The organism is Sutcliffiella halmapala, assembly GCF_002019665.1.
In the GTDB taxonomy this organism is placed as follows: domain Bacteria; phylum Bacillota; class Bacilli; order Bacillales; family Bacillaceae_I; genus Sutcliffiella_A; species Sutcliffiella_A halmapala.
In genome coordinates this window covers 180,514-204,781 of sequence record NZ_KV917375.1, presented here as the reverse complement: position 1 = coordinate 204,781, position 24,268 = coordinate 180,514, and the positions used below count along the sequence as shown (strand labels likewise).

General features: G+C 37.7%; 20 protein-coding genes. 3 read left to right on the top strand and 17 right to left on the bottom strand.

Annotated elements, in window-relative coordinates:
- Positions 1 to 44 precede the first annotated feature (44 nt).
- Positions 45 to 953 (bottom strand): NAD(P)/FAD-dependent oxidoreductase, encoded by a 909-nt coding sequence (locus tag BK580_RS00965; protein ID WP_078378523.1) that lies wholly within the window; start codon positions 951 to 953, stop codon positions 45 to 47.
- A 183-nt stretch (positions 954 to 1,136) separates the two neighbouring features.
- Between BK580_RS00965 and BK580_RS00960 the strand changes: the two genes are divergently transcribed.
- The gene (locus BK580_RS00960; protein WP_078382597.1) at positions 1,137 to 1,481 is read left to right on the top strand and encodes a YflT domain-containing protein; all 345 of its coding nucleotides are present in this window, start codon (positions 1,137 to 1,139) and stop codon (positions 1,479 to 1,481) included.
- A 99-nt stretch (positions 1,482 to 1,580) separates the two neighbouring features.
- Here the strand turns inward: BK580_RS00960 and BK580_RS00955 are convergent, their stop codons facing one another.
- Complete coding sequence (locus BK580_RS00955; protein ID WP_078378522.1) at positions 1,581 to 3,080, bottom strand: aminotransferase class V-fold PLP-dependent enzyme; 1,500 nt, start codon at positions 3,078 to 3,080, stop codon at positions 1,581 to 1,583.
- 164 nt (positions 3,081 to 3,244) lie between these two features.
- On the opposite strand from BK580_RS00955, the gene BK580_RS00950 reads away from it, so the two are divergent.
- Positions 3,245 to 4,648 (top strand): tetratricopeptide repeat protein, encoded by a 1,404-nt coding sequence (locus BK580_RS00950; RefSeq protein ID WP_078378521.1) that lies wholly within the window; start codon positions 3,245 to 3,247, stop codon positions 4,646 to 4,648.
- 188 nt (positions 4,649 to 4,836) lie between these two features.
- Here BK580_RS00950 and BK580_RS00945 read toward each other — a convergent pair whose 3' ends face one another.
- The 14 genes from BK580_RS00945 to BK580_RS00875 all read right to left on the bottom strand — a co-directional run bounded on the left by BK580_RS00945 (position 4,837) and on the right by BK580_RS00875 (position 22,275).
- Positions 4,837 to 6,033: a class I SAM-dependent rRNA methyltransferase gene (locus BK580_RS00945; protein WP_078378520.1), complete on the bottom strand. Its 1,197-nt coding sequence runs from the start codon at positions 6,031 to 6,033 to the stop codon at positions 4,837 to 4,839.
- Between the two features lie 670 nt (positions 6,034 to 6,703).
- Complete coding sequence (locus BK580_RS00940; protein WP_078378519.1) at positions 6,704 to 9,445, bottom strand: hypothetical protein; 2,742 nt, start codon at positions 9,443 to 9,445, stop codon at positions 6,704 to 6,706.
- Positions 9,446 to 10,113: 668 nt separating this feature from the next.
- A complete protein-coding gene (locus BK580_RS00935) occupies positions 10,114 to 10,452 on the bottom strand; it encodes a hypothetical protein (protein ID WP_078378518.1) in 339 nt (112 codons plus the stop codon).
- A gap of 113 nt (positions 10,453 to 10,565) precedes the next feature.
- The gene (locus BK580_RS00930; RefSeq protein ID WP_078378517.1) at positions 10,566 to 11,162 is read right to left on the bottom strand and encodes a hypothetical protein; all 597 of its coding nucleotides are present in this window, start codon (positions 11,160 to 11,162) and stop codon (positions 10,566 to 10,568) included.
- Between the two features lie 13 nt (positions 11,163 to 11,175).
- Positions 11,176 to 12,354: a ParM/StbA family protein gene (locus BK580_RS00925; protein WP_078378516.1), complete on the bottom strand. Its 1,179-nt coding sequence runs from the start codon at positions 12,352 to 12,354 to the stop codon at positions 11,176 to 11,178.
- Between the two features lie 378 nt (positions 12,355 to 12,732).
- A complete protein-coding gene (locus BK580_RS00920) occupies positions 12,733 to 13,695 on the bottom strand; it encodes a PDR/VanB family oxidoreductase (RefSeq protein ID WP_235863975.1) in 963 nt (320 codons plus the stop codon).
- Positions 13,696 to 13,711: 16 nt separating this feature from the next.
- Positions 13,712 to 14,206, bottom strand: coding sequence for a dimethylamine monooxygenase subunit DmmA family protein (locus BK580_RS00915; protein ID WP_139364813.1), 495 nt, complete (start codon positions 14,204 to 14,206; stop codon positions 13,712 to 13,714).
- Positions 14,203 to 15,150, bottom strand: a complete 948-nt coding sequence (locus BK580_RS00910) for a heme-dependent oxidative N-demethylase family protein (RefSeq protein ID WP_235863974.1) — start codon at positions 15,148 to 15,150, stop codon at positions 14,203 to 14,205. The genes BK580_RS00915 and BK580_RS00910 overlap by 4 nt, the downstream gene beginning before the upstream one ends.
- 164 nt (positions 15,151 to 15,314) lie before the next feature.
- Positions 15,315 to 16,118, bottom strand: coding sequence for an alpha/beta fold hydrolase (locus BK580_RS00905; protein ID WP_078378512.1), 804 nt, complete (start codon positions 16,116 to 16,118; stop codon positions 15,315 to 15,317).
- 265 nt (positions 16,119 to 16,383) lie between these two features.
- Positions 16,384 to 17,337 carry an ABC transporter permease gene (locus BK580_RS00900; protein WP_078378511.1) on the bottom strand — a complete coding sequence of 318 codons (954 nt, stop codon included), beginning with the start codon at positions 17,335 to 17,337 and terminating at the stop codon, positions 16,384 to 16,386.
- Position 17,338: 1 nt separating this feature from the next.
- Entirely contained in the window at positions 17,339 to 18,412 is a 1,074-nt protein-coding gene (locus BK580_RS00895; protein ID WP_078378510.1) for an ABC transporter permease, read from the bottom strand.
- Positions 18,409 to 19,932, bottom strand: coding sequence for an ABC transporter ATP-binding protein (locus BK580_RS00890; protein ID WP_078378509.1), 1,524 nt, complete (start codon positions 19,930 to 19,932; stop codon positions 18,409 to 18,411). The genes BK580_RS00895 and BK580_RS00890 overlap by 4 nt, the downstream gene beginning before the upstream one ends.
- A gap of 139 nt (positions 19,933 to 20,071) precedes the next feature.
- On the bottom strand, positions 20,072 to 21,157 hold the full coding sequence (locus tag BK580_RS00885; RefSeq protein WP_078378508.1) for a BMP family lipoprotein: 1,086 nt from the start codon (positions 21,155 to 21,157) through the stop codon (positions 20,072 to 20,074).
- A gap of 563 nt (positions 21,158 to 21,720) precedes the next feature.
- Positions 21,721 to 22,275, bottom strand: a complete 555-nt coding sequence (locus BK580_RS00875) for a GNAT family N-acetyltransferase (RefSeq protein WP_078378506.1) — start codon at positions 22,273 to 22,275, stop codon at positions 21,721 to 21,723.
- Positions 22,276 to 22,411: 136 nt separating this feature from the next.
- Between BK580_RS00875 and rluF the strand changes: the two genes are divergently transcribed.
- A complete protein-coding gene (gene rluF, locus BK580_RS00870; RefSeq protein ID WP_211278985.1) occupies positions 22,412 to 23,128 on the top strand; it encodes a 23S rRNA pseudouridine(2604) synthase RluF in 717 nt (238 codons plus the stop codon).
- Between the two features lie 87 nt (positions 23,129 to 23,215).
- On the opposite strand, the gene BK580_RS00865 is transcribed toward rluF, so the two are convergent.
- Positions 23,216 to 24,265 carry an NAD(P)/FAD-dependent oxidoreductase gene (locus BK580_RS00865; RefSeq protein WP_078378505.1) on the bottom strand — a complete coding sequence of 350 codons (1,050 nt, stop codon included), beginning with the start codon at positions 24,263 to 24,265 and terminating at the stop codon, positions 23,216 to 23,218.
- Between the last annotated feature and the right edge of the window lie 3 nt (positions 24,266 to 24,268).

Genomic DNA, 24,268 nt, shown 5'->3' with positions numbered 1-24,268 from the left:
AAAAGGGAAATGGTGCCAGGCACCATTTCCCTTTTTATTTCAAGTTAATTCCCGATTCCATCTCCAATCAAGCTTTTATGCATCCAAATTGCTGCTTGGAGTCCATCTCCCATCGCAATGGCCACTTGTTCGGAGTGTGCCACAATATCCCCTGCTGCCCACACGTTTGGGATGTTTGTCATTTTCGTTCTGGGATCAACTTGGATATGTTTGTTCTGTAGACATTCAACTCCTATTTGTTCGGCTAAACTCGTGTTTACTATGTTGCCTCCTAACGCGAGAAAACCGAAAGCAGCTTCCACCGTTTGACCGTTTTCTAATGTAATTCCATGAAGATTGGAACCTTCTACTTGGACGCTTTTAATCTTTTCTGAAACAACAGTCACTTGCTTTTCTTTTAATTGAACCAGATTCTGCTCATCTATTGATTGCTGTCCATGATTTATGTATGTGATGTTTGGAGACCAGTGTATTAAAGAAATGGCCATACTCGCCCCCACATTTCCTGATCCAATAACTAAAGTATGCTTATTTATTATTTCGTACCCATCGCAGTCAGGACAGACAAAGATGCTGATCCCAAGACATGGGTAGAGTTCGGTAAACGGGGGAATATTGTCCTTTACTCCTGTTGCTAGTAAGAGACGCTTTGCTTTATAGATGCTGGATGCTTGAGTGTTTGCCAAAAAAAATGCATCCTGTTGCTTTATTTTAGTAACAGTATCCTCAATAAAAAGCACTCCTAATTTTTCAGCTTGATGTTTTCCTAGATCTCTTAAGGTTTGTCCACTTACTCCATCAGGCCAACCGAGCAGGTTATGATAACAGCGACAAAGGTTGGAGCGGCCCTTATTTGAATCAATCACAATTACTTTATACTGGTATCTCCCCAATTGTATCGCCGCTTGCAGACCCGCTATCCCGCCTCCTATTACCATGCAATCATAAAGCATCCTATGTCCTCCTTCTATTGATGGATATTTTCTAGTGTTTGTTATTTCCAAGTAATTATTTAGAGTAAACTCCTGAAAGCATCTCTCGCTAGATCGGTAAAAAATTTTAATTTTTTTCTCCATGTATGTTTCACTTTCTGTAATACGGGTATTTTTATTACATAACCAAGGAGGCGATAGATGATGAAACCAATTTATAAAGAATTTCAAAATGACGAACAAGCTGTAGGTGCTGTACAAGAATTAAAAGCTAGAGGTGTCCACGAGGATGATATTTACGTCATTGCTCATGATGCTGATCGTACAAAGCGCGTAGCAGATAATGCAGATGCTAACACAGTTGGTATTGGCGATGTTGGATTAGATACGTTTGTAAAGAATGTTTTCAGGAGCAAAGGGGACGAGCTTCGTGCCCAATTTGAAGAGTTAGGATTTACTGCCCCTGAAGCAGAGCAGCTTGAAGAAAAGCTTGATCATGGTAAGGTAATCTTAGTTGTGAAAGACACAACGGCAAGCACTGCCTTTTAATTAATCTCTAGAATCTCCTTAGGAATTAAGACTATGTGAACTCCCCCCCTTAATATACCGGAAGCAGAGGATAGCCAGTAGCTACCCTCTGCTTCTTTTTTATACCGTAAACACGGAATCTACATTACGCCCTTCTGGTTTTATATAAAAATAATCATTACAACTAGCGCAATACTTATATTCTTTTTTCCAGCTATCTTGATGGAGTACAATCGCCTTCAACGCAGCGACAAAGTCATATATTTCAGCATTTGTCATAGTAGGATGCAAAGAGAACCTTACCCATCCAGGCTTTTTCGAAAGATCACCAGCCGAAATTTTGTCTGTGATTTCCTTAGATCCCTCTTGGTTTATATGAAACAAGTAGTGCCCATACGTACCGGCACAGGAGCAACCACCTCTTACTTGGTAGCCATATCGATCATTCAATAACTTTACTACCAAATTATAGTGCATCCCTTCCACACAAAAGGAGACCACTCCTAGCCGTTCCTTCTTATCCGCTTCCAAGACCTGGACCTTTTGAATAGACTTAAGTTCTTCTAAAATTATGCCAACTAGCTCCTTTTCTCGTTTCATTATTTGCTCAATGCCCATTTTTTCTTTGATTTTTATACAGAGTGCCGTGCGGATTGCCTGTAGAATACCCGGTGTGCCGCCTTCCTCACGAGTTTCGATGTCTTCATAATATGCGTGCCCGCCCCAGGGATTGGTCCAAGTAACGGTCCCTCCACCTGGATGATCTGGCACCTTATTTTTATATAGATTTCTATCAAATAATAATACCCCACTTGTGCCTGGTCCTCCGAGGAATTTATGCGGGGAAAAGACGATGGCATCTAATCTTTCCAAGTCATTATTTGGATGCATATCAATCGTCATATAAGGGGCCGCAGCGGCAAAGTCTACGATACAAATTCCGCCATGCTGGTGCATTATCTTTGCCAATTCATGGTATGGCGTCAGGATACCAGTTACATTCGAGCAGGCTGTAAATGAGCCGATTTTCCATTTTCTGTGATGGAATTTCTTTAACAGTTGTTCCAGATTACTTGGACTCACGAATCCTCCTTTATCTGGAGGAACAATGACCACCTCTGCAATTGTTTCCAACCACGAGGTGTGATTAGAATGGTGCTCCATATGTGTAATAAAGACTATCGGACGCTCTTTTGCATTTAAATTTAAGGTTACTTTCCATGATTCTGGACCACGGAACCCTAGCATACGTTGAAATTTATTCATAACACTTGTCATACCAAATCCATCCATTACTAAGACATCTTGTTGACTAGCATTAACATGATGTTTAATTATTTCTTTGGCTTTCTTATAGGCTGCCGTCATAAACGAACTGGTTGTATTAGATTCTGTATGAGTATTTGCCATAAAAGGACCAATTTTCTCTATCATCTTTTTTTCAATTGGCTCATATAAGCGACCGCTTGCTGTCCAGTCTGCGTAGATAATCTTTTTTTCACCGTAGGGGGTTTGCATCAATTGATTATTGCCAATTATTCCATCTCTAAAAGAGGAAAAATAAGTTTCCAATTCCCCTTCATATTCCCTCCATTTGCTCCCAATTCGAGCTTTAATCATTCGGATTCCACCTTACATACCCAAGTTTCATCCCTTATTATATGAAAATTTTGGCGTATTGGTCCTTGTAAAGATTATTCACTTTTTCCTTCTGATACGTTTCGTGTTACAATTACGGTAGAAGCTATCTCTCACTCAAGGTCTAAACCAATGGAGGGAAACAAATGACAAATGAAACGATAATAACCATTCAGCATGAGAAACAGCAATTACTCTTAAAACCGATGAGCCTATACGTATATCAAGGATTTCAGGTTATCGAAGCTTTCAACACGGAGCTATCAGAATGCTATTATTTACTTTTTTATAAAACCTCTTATCTAACTGGAAAATGTACTACAAAAATAAAAAGAATCTCTAGATTAAGTACGATTTTGCAAAAAGGGATCAAACTTACTCCCACCCACCCATTATTATCTCACTTACTCACGAACAATCGCGTACACACCTTCCCGTCCCTGAACCCGCTATGGGAAAAGGTACAAAAGAAATACTCTCCACTTGAAGCAGCCAATATCTTGACCATCTTTGACTCCTATATGAAGAAAGATAAGATTATGAAGGTTATCAAAGAGTTCGCACTCCAATTCCGCCGAGAAGGACAGCTTCTCCACACCTATCAAGTTCTTCACTTACTTGTTCGTTTTTATCCTACTTTCAAATGGGCAAATGAAATGGCTAAACAGCTTCAGTACCAGTCCTACCATTCTCTTTATCAGTCAAAAATCACTACTCTTATGACAAAAGACCCCTTATATGTCGAACAGTATTGTTATGAGCATTTAGATGATGAAAAATGCCTCTCCATCCTTTCAAAAATTCTTATCAAAGAAGCGCGTATAACGGAACTACTCTGTTTATCTACACACGCTCTTATTCACTCAACTACAAACGACAAAGCCAACTATAAACAATTGCTTGAACACTTACCAACTGATTACACGAATAGCGAAAAAGCGGATTTCTTAAGTTATATAGCTTTACACCGCACATCCCAACACGATGAACTATCTAAGGACCTATTGACCTTACTAAAAAAACAAGAACGCTACGAAGAAGCACTACTTCTGCTGACGAAAAATGGGAAACCAATCTCCATAGCTAACTTTCCTTATCTTCTGGAAATCGTTGTTCATATGGACCTTACCACACATGTAAATATCGTAGAATCCTTAAATCTTCCCCTATCAGACGGGATATCTCCTAAACAAGCTCAAGCTTTGTTTCAGGTAATCGTGCCAATCCTGTTAAAAGAAAAAGGCTTAGACTATACCCATCAATGGCTGGAAACCTACTACAGACAGTATCCGACTGCACCTATCCTGCTAAAAATCAAGAAAATGGCAGCCATTAAAGATGATCCTGATCAAATGTATGCACTTGGAGAAATGTATTATCAAATGAAACAGCTTAACGATGCAGTCGAGTGTTTTAACTGGGAGCTAGAGTTGAACCCTACCAATATTAATTCGATAAAGTGGTTAACGAAGCTGTACTTAGAAATGGGAATGATCGAAGAATCGAAATCGTATCAGTATATGTATCATAATTTGCAGAAGGGATCCTAAGTACTATTTGAAAGTTAGTGCTTAGATGAGCAAGAGAGTAGGATCTGGCACCGCTTGGTTAGATCCTTGTTTTTACACTTCTTTCGTTAGGGAAGAAGTGTTCTTTTTGGGTTTGGGGAGGTGAGGTGCCAGACCCTTGCTTTTTATGGATGGTTCTTGGGTAATTTTGTTTTGATTTAGTTGATCTATTAGCCTAGTTTTTGAATGAATACTACTTTTAAATAGTTGCCTTCTTTAAATTGAGGGATGGTAGCAAAGTCACTCGGTAAAGTGAATTCTTCTAAGATTTTATATTTATGTTTGCTTTCTTTGAACGCTTGGTCGATAAAGCCTTTGAACTTGTCCATTCCGAAGGTGCTACAGTTGGTCGAGGCTACGATAATGCCGTTCTTTTCTGTTATTGCGATTGCGTCATTGACTAAACTTGTATAATCCTTAGATGCTCGGAAAGTTACTTTTTTGGATCTCGCAAAGCTTGGTGGATCCATGATGACCATATCAAATTTCAGGTTTTTCTTTTTAGCATATTTAAAATAATGGAATACTTCCTCTACCAAAATAGATTGAGTCAATTCATTAATCCCATTTACGTTAAACTGCTCGATCGTTTTTGGGAGACTACGATTTGCCAAGTCTACACTTGTGGTTTTACTAGCCCCACCCAGTGCTGCATACACCGAAAAAGCACCTGTATAAGAGAATGTATTTAGTACCGTTTTTCCTTTTGCATACTTATCCCTTATCGTCTTTCTTACTTCTCGTTGATCAAGGAAAATTCCCACCATAGCTCCATCATTTAAATAAACGGCGAATTTCACTCCATTTTCTTTTATTAATAGAGGAGCGGGTGCTTGTTCTCCTGTTACAAAATCATTGTCATCAACGTAAGTCCCATCTGTATTAAATCGCTTTTTCTCATATATTCCCTTGTAGTCTATCGCCTCACTAATTGCTACCAATACCTCTTCTTTAAAGGAATAAATACCCTTGCTATACCAGTTAATAACCAGGTATCCCTCGAAATATTCAATCGTGAATCCACCGATACCATCACCTTCTCCATTAAATAAGCGATAAGCAGTTGTATCGTTATCTTTCATTAGTGAGGTTCTTTTCTCCATAGCCTTTTGGATCTTATTTTTCAGAAAAGGAACATCCATGTCTTCCTTTTCTTTTTGAGTAACAATCCAGCCATACCCCTTATTTTGATTCCCATAGTAGCCTTTACCAAGAAATTGATTTTTCTCATCGACTAACTTGACTAGTGCACCTTCTTCTTTTAGGTCTTTTCCGTTGATTATCGCTTCTTTTACGATTAAAGGATAGCCATTTTTGTATTGTTTGCTATATTTATTTTTGACTCGCAGTGTGATTTCTTGTCGCATATTTTCATCCATTCTACTAAATTATTTTCTTCTAATTGTCTTATTATAACTCATTTACTTTTTTGTTTGGTTTTATACGTTATAGAAGTGCAGATTGAATGGGTTTTTGGGATACGTAGGTGTATTTTTATTTATAAGGCTATCCTGGAAATAGGGTGAACCCTTTGGAACACCCTGATGATTTCCGTGCCAGGCGTTCGCTTTCCGTGGGGCGCTTGTGGAGCCTCCTCGGCGCGCTATGCGCCTGCGGGGTCTCCACAAAACGCTATTTCCCACAGGAGTCTCACACCTTGCACTACAATCATCAGGGGAGACGGGGGATGCTTGACGTTCCACTTTTTCATTATCCATGTGTAAATCTGACTTACATGGGTGTCACCGATGAAAATAGAGTAGGTTAACTGTGTGGACTCCCCGCAGATCTCCTTTGTAGGTGTTTGTGAGTGTTCGAGATCATGGTTTTTGTTAGAAAGGAAAAGCATGACCTCTGAGTAGCTCAATCAGAGGAAAAAGAAAGAAGTGAAGGGGCTTTTAGGGGTATCCCTAAACACGCTCCTTTAAGCAGGAATCTCCCCCTTACTACAATCAATAATAGGCTTTGACATAGCTATAAAAAAAGCTTCTACCGAAAATCATCAGGTAGAAGCTTGCTTTATTGGGTTAAAATGGTTTAGTGAGTTGGGATGTTGGCATTATCTTCGCACACTTTTACCATAAATTCGTATTGTTGTAATCTTACTTCGAATAATTTGAGCGGGTCGTAGTAGCGTTCCGGGCTAGTTTTCATTTGGTCAAGCTTTTGATTTGCTTGCTGAATGGTTAGCTCCGTGTCTGCTACCGTTTTATTTAATTCTGTGAAAGGCGCTTGGTAGAACATCGTAATGTCCGCTTTTAATGCCTTCTCAAACAGGTTGAATTCTAAGAAAAACTTTTTTATTACCGATTCTGTTACATCTTCAAATTTTTCATTTTCAATGTACTTTTTATATTGATTATATAGTACATGCTTATTGGTTTGAATAGATCCAAATAGACGCCCTGCGCTTTTTAGTAGGAATTGAGTTGTATTAGGGCGATTAAGAATATTTTCTTTCTCAACTTCCGCTCGGCTTAGCATACGGTTTACATCTCGACGCCAGTCTTCTATTACTTTAAAGTCGCAATCTAATTGCATACGATCTTCTTGATAGAGTGCATTAAAGGTTTCACTCATTTCCTTTAAATATTCCTGGCTATCAAGCAGCTCTCGATTTGAATCGTCCATCCATAGCTGAAGTTCCTGACGAAATCTCGGAAGAAGGTCAACCTGCATATAGGTTTTTATTTTTTCGTTCATTTTTTCATTTAATTCAAGATGAAGCTTACTAAAATTACTATCTTCTTTTACATAACTAGAGCACTCTCTAAGGAGCTTCGGAATCATTTTCTTTACTTCCCGCTTCATTTCGATTGTAACAGCACGGTAGTTTTCTGAAATGGCACGAATTTTCTCAAGCTCAGCGTCATGAAGATGGTTGATAAATCCGTTTAGCCTTCCTTGAATATCTTCGTTAAACGTCACTTTCCCAACTAAATTATCCTCCATCGCAATTCTGCTATTCAATAATTCGGTTAAGGTGGTGCGGATTAACTGCAACAGCTTAGAAGTGCGTCTCTCTTCAATTGCTTTATTACGTAGTTTGAAGTTTGCTTCCATAAACGATGCTAAGCCGGGATGTTGTTTATTTGCTGCTCGTACAGATGAATATGGATGAACACGCGCATCCGGGAAGAATTCATTAATTCTATTTTTCGTTTCATCGATAATTTGCTCTGCCTCTGCTGCATGAAAGGCTGTATCCATTTTGTTTATTAAGAAATGCACTGGGATTTCTGGAGCACGCTCTTTTATCTTCACTAACACATGTAACTCTTCTTCTGTAAATGGAGTTTGGGCGTCCAAAACATAGAGTAACCCATCAGATAATGGAACAAAATCTAACGTGTCATTCCCTTCTACTTTAGTTACATCAAATTCTGAAGTACTGATGAGCGAGTATTGTTGGTCCTCTAAAAATACGGATGGCCATTTTAACTCCACCATTGCTCCCTCTAGGTGGTCTGTTAGATCATTAATTACTCTTGTTCCTTGATGAGAAATCTCATTCATTTCCATTAACTCTCCATCAGCACGAACGAAAACAGGACAAGTTTCCTCCCCAAGTAACTTCTCACCTAATATTGAATTTAGGAAAGACGTTTTACCGTTTTGGGCAGTCCCTGTAACGACAATGTGTTTTTGATGTAGGTTAGTCAGTTGCGAAAATAACCATTTTTTCTGATGAGAAACTTCTAAATGATTATTTTTTGCCCATTTAATAAGCGTTTTGAACAAGTCAACTGTATAGCTTACTTGGATACTGTCATGTTCATAATGAAAAATTCGATTTTCTGCGTCATGAAGTGTATCTGCTGAGATAGCTGTTGGGAATACCTCACTCCATGACATAACTGCTGCTGCTGCAAAAAGCGCTTTTGATTGATTGGATATCTTTAACCAGTTGTTTAATAAATCTGGAACAATTCCTTCTAATTCTCTTACTAAATATTTTCCTTCTATTAGCTCAAGATAAGTAGTCTGATGTAGGTCTGAGGCTTGGTTCCATGCTGCAGACTTATTTTTCTCCATTGTTAAGAAAACAGTATTAATTGTCTTAACCCAAGATAAGTAAAGAGGGTGCGTTCTATAGCTATGCCATAATGCCGCCGTAATATCCTCAAATGCATGCTGATCTGTCTCTAATAACACCATAAGGACTTCTTCAAAATACTCTGGTGCAAAGCCTTCCGTATGTCTTTCTTGCTCTACATAATTCTTTAATCGATCAAACCACTCTGGTGATTTTGTACGAATCGCTTCATTTACTGCCAGCTCAACGGCATGATTCCAGTCCTCTTGCTCTTCATAAAAAGTACGAGCTGTATCGGTTACATTCGGATAATCAGGGTTGATAGTAATCGCTTTTCGTAGATTTTTATAGGCATTTTCAAGTTTTTCTCTTTCCACGTATAGAGAGAATAACTGCATAGCTACTTCACTGCGAAGTATATCGTTATCCGTTTGAATTTTTGTGTAAATATCCTCTGCCTCTACTAACATACCTAACTCGTAATAGGAATCAGCGATATTTTTTTTCGCCCATGGCTCTAACTCATTATGTATATTTTCCCATTTAAAGATAGCACTTTCATAGTCTTTACTATGATAATATACTTCTCCTTGTGCAAAGCGAATAAAAGACAAATCATAAACCTCTTTTGTCTGCTCAGCTAGAAATGCCTCTCCTAGTACTTGAACTGGATGCTTCGTCTCCATATCTAGTATAAACGTCTCAAAATACGACTTATTTATAAATTTACTTTCTGTTGTCATTATTTCCCCACCAATCATTACAACTTATTTTATATTTTCTCTGTGATTGTTACTTATCGTTCGAAATTAAACACGGATGGCATTATATCGGAGTATTTTTCCCTATGACCGTTTGCTATAGCGATAATAGCTGAATTCTCAAGGTAAAAGAGAAGAAAAAGTAATCTAATAGTTCTAGTAGCATCGTCGCTCGATAGAAAATATACTATTCTGCTATATAGTTCGAAGGTCTTTTCATTTTTAGGTCCATTCTATCTTATACCCGTTTGCATATTGGTATAACTATCTTGCGTAAAAATATATATCCTTTTCATACTACCATCTTATTTGGAGATTAAACAATTGATTCGAAATGCAAAGAAATAAGGATATTACATAATTTTAGTGGCCATAAAACGAATTGAACTTCTTTTAATTTCTACAGAATACATGTTGTTTTTTGATTGTAACAGAGTAAAACTTCCTATAATCCTATTTGAAACAGGCATATACGCAAGTTAGTACTGTTATTTAATGTGTGTCTATAATGAAATGGTGGAGAATGAAGTATAAAAAAGCGCATACCAATACTTGGATGAATTTTCTTTAATGGATGCTGAGGGTCATACATATGGGTTGGTGAGTGAGGTCAAAATAGCAAATAGGTTATTTAATATACTTATATCTACCTATTGTAGTTTTTGTGAAACGATTTCAACTATTTCTTTGTGTACATCTAACTTCTCATCAAGATGTTTGAAGCTACTTCTCATTTTTGTTTCTAGGTTATCAAACTTCGTTTCCAATCTACATTGTCCCATTACTAATGTGTCCATTTGATTGTCCATTCGCTCCTGGCCCTTTACCAATGCTTCCATTTGATTGTCCATTCGCTCCTGCTGTGTTGCCATTGTTTCTATTCGATTGTCCATGCTTACTTCTAAATTTCCCATTCTCTTCTCCAGTTTTTGTTGTCCTCCACGAAGTTCCTGTATTTCAGTAAGTATCAATTTTAGCGTATCTTCCATGTTTTTCACCTCCTGTTTTTTTATTATAGCATGAATGCTTATTACTACTATAATGTTTAAAACAAATAGAAATTATTAAAAAAGCTACTATCCTGTTAGATAGCAGCTTTTTTTCACTTATTCATATGAGCTAAAAAATCTCCGAGCAATTTGTCCACATCTTCTGCTTCTAATTCCTCTGGTTCTTCCTCTGTTGATGCCTGCTCCTGTACTGCTTTGTTCCAGTCAAAAGAATCTAGATCGTCATCATCGAAGGGCTCTACCTGTGATTCCTCTTCCAATATAGCCTGGTCAGCTGGTTGAGCTGGGGCTGGAGTAGAAGGGATATCTTCTTGGAGGTAAAGGGCTTCATCAATATCTACAGAATTACTGTTCATCGCCGCTAAGAGACTCGTAGCCCGAACAGGATCCGAGAGTAATTGGTAGACAATACTTCCCAAAAGCGCTTCAGAATGTTGATGTTTTAACCAGTCTCTTTGACTTTTGGATAAGGATTTAGGCAAAGGTATAGAAATAGTTTCTTTTTCCCGAGCACTTGAGCTCGTTACCCCTTGCAAAACAAATTCCGCAATTTTACTAGAGAAATTTCTTCTTTCTGTCTCCTTTAACCTTTGCAAATGCTTTAACAGGTGGTCAGGAGTATCAGAGGGAATCCGAAACGATAAGGCTTGTCCTCGTTTTATCTCATTAAGGGAGCCGGTCTTCTTCATAGAATCACCTTATTTATGCTTTGACAGCTTTTTGGTCTTTCATTTCTTTTTCTTTGCTAGATTTCTTTCTATAGTCAGAAATCAACTTATAGTAAGCATTAGCCATCATCCAAATGCTTTCCTTCTCATCCTCAAAGAAATCAATATTGTAGCCGTCTAAGCTATTGTTTAACGTCTTCAAATAGTCTTTTAAAACCGTTGCTCCGCCACCTACAAAATAGCAAATTTCTGTTTGGGAATTTTTCTGCCAAATATTTCTCAAGAGACGGTACTGCTTTTTCGCAAGGTCTAAAAGAATACGATCCGTAATATCATGGACACTTGTTCTGCTACCACGAACCATAATATGATTGCGATCATTTTTCTTTGTAATAATTTCAACAACATCCCTACGACTATCTAACTCTACACCATGTTTAGAGCGAATTTCTTCTCTAATTTGTTCTAATGCCTCTGAAACTCCGAGGTTAAAGCCTTGAGCCTTATCATCATCGACATTACGATTCTTAATAACCGCAATATCTGTAGATAGACCGCCAATATCTTGAATTAAAATACGCTTATCAATTAAATCCTTATTAATGATATTCGCATTATTATCCATCACTAAATTGATATATGCAGCGAAGCCCTCTGGATAAACTTTTACCTCATCAAATTTAATATTTACTTTTAACCCTTGGTATTTAGGTGTAATTAAGAATTCTACTTGATGGACAGAACCAATTAACTTGGAACGATAGCCAGCGTCTTTTCCTTCTTTCACTTCTCTCAAAGGTAAACCTGTTCCTAATGTGTAATTCGCATCAATAACATTTTTGTTGCGTGGAAAGTGCTTTTCATTCCTTGCATGAACTGCATCTAATGCTAATGTTGCAAAAAGCATAACAAGCGTCTGATCTTCTTCTGATTTACTACTACCTGGGTCTAGCTCAGTAGCATTATTACTCTTTGTTGCTAGATTACCAATTCGATAGATTGCATTATTATCTTTAAGTGCGGGAGAATGTAGACGAACATGTAGGCCGTCTAATGGTTCTTTGTTATCAAGCTCTTCAATCCCAATAACAGGTCTGTCCTCAACATCTCTCGCTACTACGTTTGGGATATTAAGTTCCGAGTCTAAATGACCAAAAATAGCTTTAATAGAATCATTACCAACGTCAACTGCTGCAATTCTTGAGTATGTCATATGTTCATCTTCCTTTCTTTTCCTTGTTCATTGAATTCTTTCCAGAGATAGTAAAAAAATCTAGTAAGTATATTCTAAGAGTACAGAATGATTGTCTACTATTCAATGCTTCTCGTAAAAAGTAATGAAAGTGTAAACATTGTACACGTTTTTGTAAACTTACACTCGTTGTATACACTTCTGTATACAACAAACACAAACTCGTTTACACGTTGATGTAGCGACTTGTAAACGAGTTTGTATACTTGTTTACTGTATTGTATACAATTGTTTACGAATATGTTTACTTGTATACAGATTTGTAAACTTCAATTAATTGGATGTTATTTAGGTTCTCTCCTCCCCTCTTTTAAGTATAGTTTTTTATAAAAAAGATAACTAACAATCTAATACTAGCTTTTCTCCCTTAGCTCGAGACACACAGGACAAAATAATCTTGTGCGATGCCTGCTGTTCTTCACTAAGGAAATGGTCATAGTGTTCTACTTTTCCTTCCAGCACGTTTAGTTCACAAGTACCGCAACGACCTATCTTGCATGAGTAGGGGACGTTTAACCCCAATGATAGTAAGACATCCAATAAACTTTCTTCCTTTTCAACTAAAACAGACCTACCACTGTCTCTAAGTGTCACCTGAAAACCTGCTGCTTTTTGCGGCTTAGGAGGAGTAAATAGCTCACTATGAATGCTAGTTTGAGGATAGCCATATTTCTTTGCTGCATTTGTAAAATCATGAATGAACGTATGAGGTCCACAGAAGTAAACATGTGTACCTATTCGATGTTCCAATAATGTTTCCTTCTGTAATCGATTTCCTTCCTCTGAGAAATAAAAGTGGCACTGTTTCTGATATTGCTTTTTAATAAAAGAATAGAAAGGACACATCTCCTTATTTCTCGCGGCATAATGAAGCTCAAACGACCCTCCCCTACTCTTTATTAAATCCACCATCATTGATAAGAACGGTGTAATACCTATTCCAGCCCCATAAAAAACATGATGTTTAGCCTTAAAGCTTAAAGGAAAGTGGTTTTTAGGGTAGCCTATTTCTATCACCTCCCCTTCCCTTGCTGTATGATGCCAGTAGGAAGATCCTCCATTTGATTCATCGCTTATACGGACAGCGATTTCGTACGTCCTCGTATCTTCTGGATGATTGGTTAAAGAATAATACCTCTCTAATGTGGATTCTTTATGCTTTATAAACGTTTTAATATGTGCTCCCGCACTGAACACAGGTAGAGAAGAGCCATTAAAAGAAGTGAAAGTTATTCTTTTTACCTTAGGTGATTCTGTCCTAATTGCTTTTATTACTACTGGAATCCTTTGCTCTTGCAACAATACTGTCCACCTCGCCCTAGATAAATGTGGGGTACCCTAAGTAAGCGTCTCTTAGTTTTGAATAATGGTCAGAAACAGATAAATTCAGCTCGCATTGAGTACAAGTGATTTGATTATTTATTTCAATCAACTCTTCCACCTTAAGTTCCATAACGCCATGACATCGACAACAGAATACTTTCCTGTTTGTACTCCCCACAGCAATATATTGTGCTTCTTCATCAGAAAAACCAACTGATTCAACTATATCTTTATAACCTTTGAGTACATTCCATGAAGCAGCTATGTAAAGATACGTACCCATCTTTTGTTTCCCCAACCAATTTTTTAGGTCCTCTACATCCAAGATGCTTTCAATATTTTCTTTTATATAAAAGGTTTCGAAGATTTGTTCGTTTGCTTTAACGTTGGCAATGATTTCAGCAAAATATTCTTGATTCTTTTTAGCGAGACAAAATAAATAATGACGTTTATGAGGTATGTAAGTTGCGGTTTGTTTTCTAAACATCATTTTATCCCCTTCTCTTTCAATCTAGCTCTCAAGTAATCTAATACTGTATTTTTGTATAGAGCTAGACCTTTATAGTCTGTAATATGAGGGGGGAGTTCCTCTAAAATTCTCGTAAACTGCACTAACCACTCTTCGTTTAATACAAACTTTTCTAAGGGGAGTAGATGAGTATGAATGGTAAATAGTATGGATCCTGACCGAGGTAGACGAAACAGCTTTTGGACTTCCACCCTTAAGCGAACGAGTTCTCCTGCATTTTCGAATGTAACCTTCCTTCTATCCTTGCCCCAAGCATCAAAGGTTTCTAACGAGGTATCTAAGCGACTCCCGGCCATCAGGGACCAATTTTTTCTTCCCCAAGGAGCACCGTCTTCTAATCGTAATAAAAACTGTAGGATTCGATTATCTAATCCTTCTTCTTTAAATCCTGGTATTGGCTGATGTATCTCCTTGAAGTTCATACCTAAATTAAAGGCTAGAGACCAATTTGCTGGAAAGCAAAGCTGACCTGCATCTAAGTAGAGATCACCATCTCTTTGCATCATAATGATTATATCTTCCTGTACATGTCTACCTATGAAATCCAGTGGCTCCATTGCAAGAGATTTGTTATCACCAAAGGTAAAACAATACTCTTCATTTAATGGGTAATTACGGAAGGTCCAGTTATTTCCATCCTTAACTAACGAGAACTTTTCCGGGAAATAAGTAATTAAATGATTCGTAATTAAAGACATTGCTTCCCATTGACTTGGTATTGTATGCGGGAGAGACTGATAACAGCGTTCTGGATGTTTAATTAATAGGTTCCGTTTTAAATGTATTTCTTTTCTATAATTGCTTGTTAGCTCTATGCAATTTGGTTGACCCAACAAAGTGGAGTTATTCGAATAACGATAAATATCCTCCTTAAATGGATAAGGAAATCCTTTTAGTTCATCCATTAAATTCATCCTTTTCAGAATATTTTATATACTCATTCTAAGGAAAAAGTACTAAAACAGCAATAGTAGGGGCCGGGCACGAATATGACTGAGTGCCCGGCCCTTTTTTCACAAAGGCTTTGTAAGAGAAAATGGGTTTTTGCAGAATTATTTATCTCTATTAATTATAGGGATGCGATAAATCGTTTGACTTCTTGATTGAATCGTTGTGGTTCTTCGAGGAATGGACAATGACAGCTATCTTCAAATAGTACTAACTTTGAGTTAGGAATGTTGTCTCTTAAATGTTCGCCCGCTGCAACTGGAATGAGTTTTTCTTCTTTTCCAAAGCAAAGTAAGGTTGGTACCGTGATAGACGGCAGTATCGACCGGTAATCCACCACTGATTGATCAAAAAGTATCGCACTAGCTACTGATACTGGAAGGCCTGTCGTTTCTTCTAGCATCCATTGTAGCTCTTCCGGTGATAAATCATTTTTAAACATCAGAGGCAGAAACCCTTTCAAGAATTCCACTCTGTTCACCTGAACCTCCCTCATAAAGTGGGTTAGTGTTGCTAAATCAAACGCACCAATCGGAAAATCTGGCCACTTAAAATCAGATGCTAACTCATCCACAATTACGGTACCACTTACATTTTTCTCTCCAAACTGCTGCAAGTACTCCCAAACAACAAAAGCCCCCATCGACCATCCAACTAATATCACATTCTCTAAACCTAGCTTCTCTATGAAGGCATGTAGGTCTCTAGCATATGTTTCAATGGTATGGCCTTCCTGCACCTTTGAAGAACGACCATGCCCTCTCAAATCCAGCGAGATAGCACGATGTGCACCTTTAAAATAAGGAATCTGATCCTTGAAAAATTTACTACTCATCCATACCCCGTGTATAAATATAACTGGTGTTCCCTGCCCCTCATCTTCATAATATAGCTCTATACCTGGCTTAACTTCTAAAATCGGCATCAAACACTCCCCCTTTCTAATACTATTAACTATATATTCAAGAATTCCCTCATTCATTTATTTTGGAGATAAAAAAATCAGTGGTACACATTAAAATGCGTGACCACTGATTTCGACTTTATGTTTTTTCCAAAAATAAATCATTTAATGTTTTGGAATCCCCTGATGATTGATGCACCTAGGAGGCTTATTCTTAGAATTTACACCTATCTAAAAAAGACATACCTTCACCATGAAAGTATGTCTTTTAAATGATAGTAGCTACCTATCTTTTGCCTGAATCAAATGGTTCCCCAACAGCTTTTGGAGCTTGAGATGATTTAGAGAAGACAATCAAGGCAATTAGAGTTACCACGTAAGGGAAAATCTTTAAGAGTACCGGCGGGAACACTGCCAGTGTAGGAATAACCTGTGATACATTGGCGATTGTACTTGCAAAACCGAAGAATAATGTCGCAGCAAGTACACCCATTGGTTTCCACTGTCCAAAGATTAAAGACGCAAGCGCTAAGAAACCTAACCCTGCAACTGTACCTGTGAATTCTCCACCAAATGTTACGATAATAACCGCACCACCTAATCCAGAAAACGCACCGGAAATCATAACCCCAATATAACGCATCTTTCTTACACTAATCCCAGCAGCTTCGGCAGCGTGTGGATGCTCTCCGCAAGCTCTTAATCGTAGACCAAATGGCGTTTTATAAAGTACAAATGTACTAACTACTAAAATGAAAAGAATCAGCCAAGTAGTTGGATATGTTCTAGTGAATAACAAACTCCCAATCACCGGAATATCCGATAAGAATGGTACATCAAATGGTCGTAAACCGTTTGTAATTCGTATATTTCCACTTCCTGTGATGTTTCTTGCTAGGAATACAGTAAGTGCACCTGCAATCATATTAATCGCTGTACCACTAATGATTTGATTCGCACTTAAGTTGATACTAGCAAAAGCATGTAGAAGGGAAAATAATAATCCAGCAACCATCGCTATAAGAAGTCCTAACCAAATAGCCATTGGATTTCCTGGCATTAATTCCTGCATTTTCAGAATTACGAGAGCACCAGTAAAAGAACCTACTACCATAAGTCCTTCTAAACCAATGTTTACTACTCCGCTTCGTTCACTGAATAATGCTCCTAAAGCTGTAATTAATAGAGGGATGGTAAAAATAATGGCATACGGCGCTATTTGTTGAATCGTTGTCCACATACTATTTCCCCTCCTTATCTTCCGCTATCGTGGTTTGTTTATTTTTTCTTTTTTGAATGAAATAACGTACTAAACGCTCAATTAAAATACTAGTAGCAGCAAAGTAAATGATAATGGCAATAATAGAATCCGCAATCTCTGGTGGAATATCTGTCATCGCGTTCATAAAGCCGCGACCTGAATATAACAGCCCGAAGAAAACAGCCGCTAACAGTACACCAATTCCAGTATTTGCTCCTAGTAACGCTACGGCAATTCCGTCAAAACCTTGTGTTGGCAAAATACCAATCTGAATACTAGTTGCATTACCAGCATAGTAAGCAACCCCACCAAGACCTGCTAAACCACCTGAAATTAGCATGGAGGTAATGATGCTACGATTTACCGCAATTCCCGCATACTCTGCTGCGTCACGGTTAAAACCTACTGCTTTCAGTTCATAACCAAGTGTTGTTTTATTAATAATGAACGCAAAAAGAATAACGGCAATTACTGCAACAAATAATCCTAGGTTAATATATGACCCTCCAAATGCCTCTGAAAGAAAAGGCGATCTAAGGGAGGCAGCATCTGTAAGTTTTTTTGATTCTGTTTCCAAAAATTCACCTTTGAAATAAGCAGGTACCGCATAATAAACCGTCCAATAGGCAATCCAGTTCATCATGATAGTAGATACTACTTCATGCACATTGAATTTTGCCTTTAAAAGACCTGGAACGAAAGCCCAAAGTGCTCCACCAAGAAATGCCACTATTATCATAACAGTTAGTAATAATGGTCTAGGCGCATCTAATGTTAAGCCAACTGCAACCGCACAAAAACCACCAAAAAGCATTTGTCCTGCAGCACCAATATTAAAAAGACCGGTTCTAAAAGCAAAAGCTACAGAAAGTCCTGTAAAGATTAAAGGTGTAGCAGTAGCAAGCGTGTTACCAGTTCGTGAAATATTCTTTAATCCACCTTCAAAAAGATAACGATACCCTTCTATCGGGTTGTTCCCAGTGATAGCCATTAATATCGCTCCTGCAATTAAGCCAAAAAGGACAGCAAGTAACGAGATAATTCCGCTTCTCATTTTTCTTCCTCCTTCTTCACGCCCGCCATCATAAGCCCAATTTCATTCTCGTTGGTTTCTGATGCATTTACGATACCAACAAGTTCACCATTGTTTACGATTGCGATGCGATCCGATACATTTAATACTTCATCTAATTCTAAAGAAACAAGAAGTACTGCTTTTCCTTTGTCTCTTTGTTCAATTAATCTTTTGTGAATATATTCAATAGAACCAACATCAAGGCCCCGAGTAGGTTGAACAGCAATCAGCAAGGTTGGATCCAACTCGATTTCACGTCCAATTACCGCTTTTTGCTGGTTTCCTCCTGATAAAGATCTTGCAATGGATGCGCCACCCTCTCCAGATCGAACATCGAAACTTTTAATAATATTCTCTGCATGCTTTTTAATAGCAGCGTAGTTCAAGAGACCATTTTTGGAGAAAGGTTTACGATGATATAACTCTAGCACCATATTTTCTTCAATAGTGTAGTCAAGAACTAACCCTCTTTTATGACGGTCTTCTGGAATATGGGCAATACCTTTAGCAATTCTAGTACGTACAGGTAATTTAGTAATATCTTGTCCTTCAAACATAATAGACCCTGAATACACATTTCGCAGTCCTGTAATACTTTCTACAAGCTCTGATTGTCCATTCCCATCGACTCCAGCAATTCCGAGAATTTCTCCTGCTCTTAGTTCAAGAGACACATTATTCAAACCTATAATGTCTTTCCCGTTCTTCACCGTAACTGAATCCAGTTTTAGCACGACATCTCCTGGTGTACTTTCTTCCTTCTCCACCTTAAAGGAAACTTCTCTTCCTACCATCATCTCCGCCATTTTTTCTGTACTTGTTTCTGCTACATCTACAGTCCCAATGGTTTTTCCTCTACGAATAACGGTACATCTATGAGCCATCGCTTTAATTTCTTTTAATTTATGCGTAATGATTATTATAGATTTTCCTTCCGCAATTAGATTTTTCAGAATTTTTCCGAGGTCATCTATCTCTTGCGGTGTTAGAACAGCAGTTGGTTCGTCCAAAATTAGCACATTTGCATCACGATAAAGCATCTTTAAAATCTCTACTCGTTGTTGCATTCCTACAGAGATATCCTCGATTTTTGCATAAGGATCTACGTTTAATCCGTATTGATTGGATAAGTCCTTTATTTTCGTTGCAGCTGTCTTCAAATCTAGTACATAATTTTTATGTTGCTCCATCCCAAGAACAATGTTTTCCGTAACAGTAAAATTACTTACTAATTTGAAATGCTGATGTACCATGCCTACTCCAAGCTTATTTGCTACATTCGGATTGGCAATTTTTTTCTCTTGTCCATTAATTTTAATCATGCCTCGATCAGGCTGATACATACCGAAAAGGATTGCCATAAGTGTTGATTTTCCTGCACCATTCTCCCCAAGTAAGGCATGAATCTCACCTTGTTTAAGACGAAGCGTGATATCATCATTAGCAACTATTCCAGGAAACTCCTTCCTGATATTGAGCATCTCAACTACATATTCCATATAGCGATTCTCCCTTTACAAAATTATTGGCTGTTACTTTATATGTGAAGAAGACTGACAACTGACCTCTGAAATAGGCAGAAAAAAAGACGGGACTACCCGTCTTTTCTTTATTACGTTATCAGCACTTCAACCAGAATTACTTAATTAAATCGCCTTGCTCTCCAGAAACTGTTACGTCTCCAGATTTGATAAGTTCAAATATTTCTTTCACTTTAGCAGTTGTATCTTCGCTTAGATTCGGGTTCTCTTCTGGAAGACCAACACCGTCATTTTTCGCATCGAAAATTAACGTGTCCCCACCTGGGAACTTGCCGTCTTTTTCTGCTTTAACCATATCGGAAGCAGCTTTGTCAATTTGCTTAGTTGCAGAAGTAAGGATTACTGATTTGTCCCCTTCATAAATACCATCTGCATATTGGTCAACGTCTACTCCAACGATCCAAACATTATCTCCACCAGCTACACGAGTTTTCGCTTCGTTGATAGCACCAATACCTACTCCACCAGCTGCTGCGAAAATTACATCTACTCCACGCTCAAACATTTGTGCAGCAATTTGTTGACCAGCTGCTAAATCATCAAATGTACCTTGATAAATAACATTGTCAGCTTTCATTGTTACATTTGTTCCTAAATTTTCATTTGCATATGCAAGACCTTGTTGGAAGCCCCAGTTAAATTTTTGAACTGGAGGAATTTCCATTCCACCGATAAATCCAGCTTCACCATCTTTAAGCTCTAATGCAGTTGCGACACCAGCTAAGAAGCCAGCCTCATGCTCTGCAAAGAAGATTGAAACAGTGTTTTCACCTACAACAGGATTAAAATCTCCATTATGTGGTGTTCCATCAATAAGAACGAATTTAGCATCTTCAAATTGGCTTTGTGCAGCAAAAATTGCAGTTTCAAACTTAAATCCTGGTGTTACGATGAATTTGAAATCAGCATCATATAAGTTTGTAATTTCTTTCATATAATCAGACTCAAGTGTTCCAGCTGGCTTTAAGTATTTTTTCTCAAGACCAAGCTCTTCACTAACTTCTAAAATACCTTCCCAAGTACCTTGGTTAAAGGATTTATCGTCGATTGTACCAGCATCTGTAACCATACCAATTTTCATATCTGAAGCTTTATCGCCATTGCCGCCGTTACTGCCGCAACCAACTAAAAAGAGCATCATAGTCATAACTGTAATAATTGTAGCAAGTAAACCCTTTTTCATGCCTTTATTCCCCCAAATTTTTATAATTTATAGTAAAGTGAAAACCCTTACTAACATTACTATATTCGTAAACCTCTTAATTTTCAATATATGTTTTTAAAAGATGAACATTTTTTCCTGATTATATTTTCCTAGTGTCTACTTTGCTCGAAAAAGAGTAGATAAATACTGAGTTTCTACAAAATTTATGGAATAATTTACATGAGTTTTTCTTTATTTCTATTCACTAGATTTTTCATACTGATAGTAAGACTACCCTGTAAATAAGGGTGGCACATTAAACACCCTGTAGATCTCCGTGCCAGGTGTTCGCTTTCCGCGGGCGGTCCGGGAGCCTCCTCGGCAAAATTCGCCTGCGGGGTCTCCCTTGTCCCTTCCTCCCGCAGGAGTCTCACACCTTGCACTCCGATCAACAGGGGAGACGGGTTAAACATACCGATTAATGAACCTAACCTTAGTCTCTTTTTTACTTCCGCTAAGCTGTAATTTTCTTTACATTGCACAGATGTCTCTACTGAATATAGCAGGGTATCTGTTAAACGTGTTTTTAGTTGTTGTCGACTCTATGGCTGTATTTCATTACATGTTACTTCTAATTGTATATCGCGTGGTTCTCTTTTGTAGATGATTCTATTTATTTCTTTTGCTGGTATGCAACCCATTTTTTTGTAGAATTCTTGCGTTTCAACAGCTGGGTGAGCTCCTATGTAAAGCTTTATTGCTCCAATTTCCTTTGCGGTTTGGAGAGTTTTTTTGAATAATTGCTCGCCTATCCCTTGTCCTCTATTATCTGCAGATATATGGAGGTAGGATAACTCTAAATAGGCATCTTCTTCACCAAAAAACTCAGGTTCTATTACTGAAAACCCAATTACCCTTCCATTTTGTCTAGCACTAATAACTGCTCCCCCAGACTTCACTGTTTCTCTCAGATGAGCAACAATTTGTCGTTTTTTTGCTTCATCCCATTCGTCTGTAAATTCTTCTTGTTGTAAGGTTAGGTTTCTCCCATTATAAACATATACATGTTTTGTCTCCTGATAACGGTTAAAGCTTTGAAGAAAACTATCTATTAAATCATCTGTTTTTAATAAGCATAACTTTACCTCACTACTCACTCGTTTTCCTTCCCCTCTCTATTTGTAAGCTTGTAAATATTTATTGTATGATTAGTATATAAAAATAAAAACAAATAACCCAGTCAACTTTTCTAATTTAAAAGTTGGTGTGGTATTTAATGATTCCCATAAGGACGTGATTAAGCTGCGAATTAATAAATTTATAAGTGATTCCGGAGTAGCATCTAGACGTGGTGCAGATAAATTGATTGAAGAAGGTAGAGTAAAGATAAATGGAAGGGTTGCGAAAATTGGTAGTCAAGTTGAACCAGGCGATGAAGTGCTTGTAAATGGTCAACTGATTCGGATCGCTAGGGATAATGTTTATATCGCTTTAAATAAACCAGTAGGCATTACGAGTACTACTGAAAAGAGTGTAAAAGGAAATATTATCGACCTTGTTAATCATCCTTTGCGCTTGTCCCACATCGGGCGACTAGATAAAGAATCCGAGGGACTCATTTTACTTACAAATGACGGAGATATTATTAATGAGATTTTACGTCCTGAACATAACCATGAGAAAGAGTACATTGTCTCAGTAGACAAGCCAATTACGCCTGATTTTGTAAAACAAATGTCAGAAGGGGTTAAAATACTAGGGACCAAGACTCTGCCTTGTAAAGTCGAACAGCTATCGAAATTTGATTTTCAAATTACCTTGACACAAGGATTAAATCGTCAAATTCGTCGCATGTGTGCGGAACTAGGCTACGAGGTATATCGATTACAACGAACAAGAATCATGAATATTCAGCTCAACAACTTGCCAATGGGACAGTGGCGGGACTTATCCAAAAAAGAAAAAAGACAGCTATTCTCGGAACTCAATTATGAACCGAAAGAATGGTAGTATTCCAAAAGATGGACCGAAGCACATTGTTTCGGTCCATCTTTTTTCCTTTATTTTATTACAGAAAAACTTGCCACTGTGGAATAATTATTTCATCATTTCTTTGACTAATTCTCGATTACGCTTTTTAAAGACTTCGTTATGGGACGATACCATTCCCATTTTATACGCTTCCGGTTCAATATATTGCTTTGCTTTATTTACCGCATTGGCTGCATCTTGAAATGTTCCTGCTATTAAATGCAGCTTGCCATCATGCTTTAAAATATCCCCAGCAGCGTATAATCCTTTGACCGACGACTCACTGCTCGCATTTCCAGCAATATAAAAATTCTCTTCAATTTCTATATCTAATTTACTCTGTTGAAGTAAGCTTGAATCGCGTTCATAGCCATGATTGATGATTACTTCATCTATTTCAAGATGCTGAACTTCACCAGTTTCATTATTCGTAAGCTCCACCCGTTCCACTACTTCTTGATTGGATGATGCAATTAATTTTGTGATGGATGTTTGAAAGAAGCATTCAGCCGAACTATTTAACAACTGAGAAACTTGAGCTTCGTGACCAGATAAAGCTTCCTTCCGATAAGTTAAATAAACCTTCTTCGCAATCGGTTCTAATTCATTTGCCCAATCAATTGCCGTATTTCCCCCACCAGAAATAATGACCGTTTTATCCTTAAATCGCATCAACGACTTCACTGTATAGTTTAAATTAGAGACTTCATATCTTTCCGCACCTTCAATCATTAACTTTTGCGGATTTAATATGCCACTTCCTACTGCTACAATGACCGTTTTGGAATAATGTTTTTGTCCAGAAGAGGTATGTAAAATAAAAATATCATCCTCACCCTTAGTAATCGATTCCACTTTTTCGTTTAGGACTACTTCTGGATTGAACGTTAATCCTTGCTGAACAAGCTGCTCAATTAATTTTGCTCCAGAGATTGGCGTTTGCCCACCAACATCCCAGATCATTTTCTCTGGGTAAACATGTATTTTTCCACCTAATTGTGGTTGAAATTCAATAATTTTCGCTTTCATTTCACGCAAGCCACTATAAAAAGCAGAGTAAAGTCCCGCTGGACCTCCTCCAATTATCGTTACATCCAAAATTTCATTTTCGACCATTCA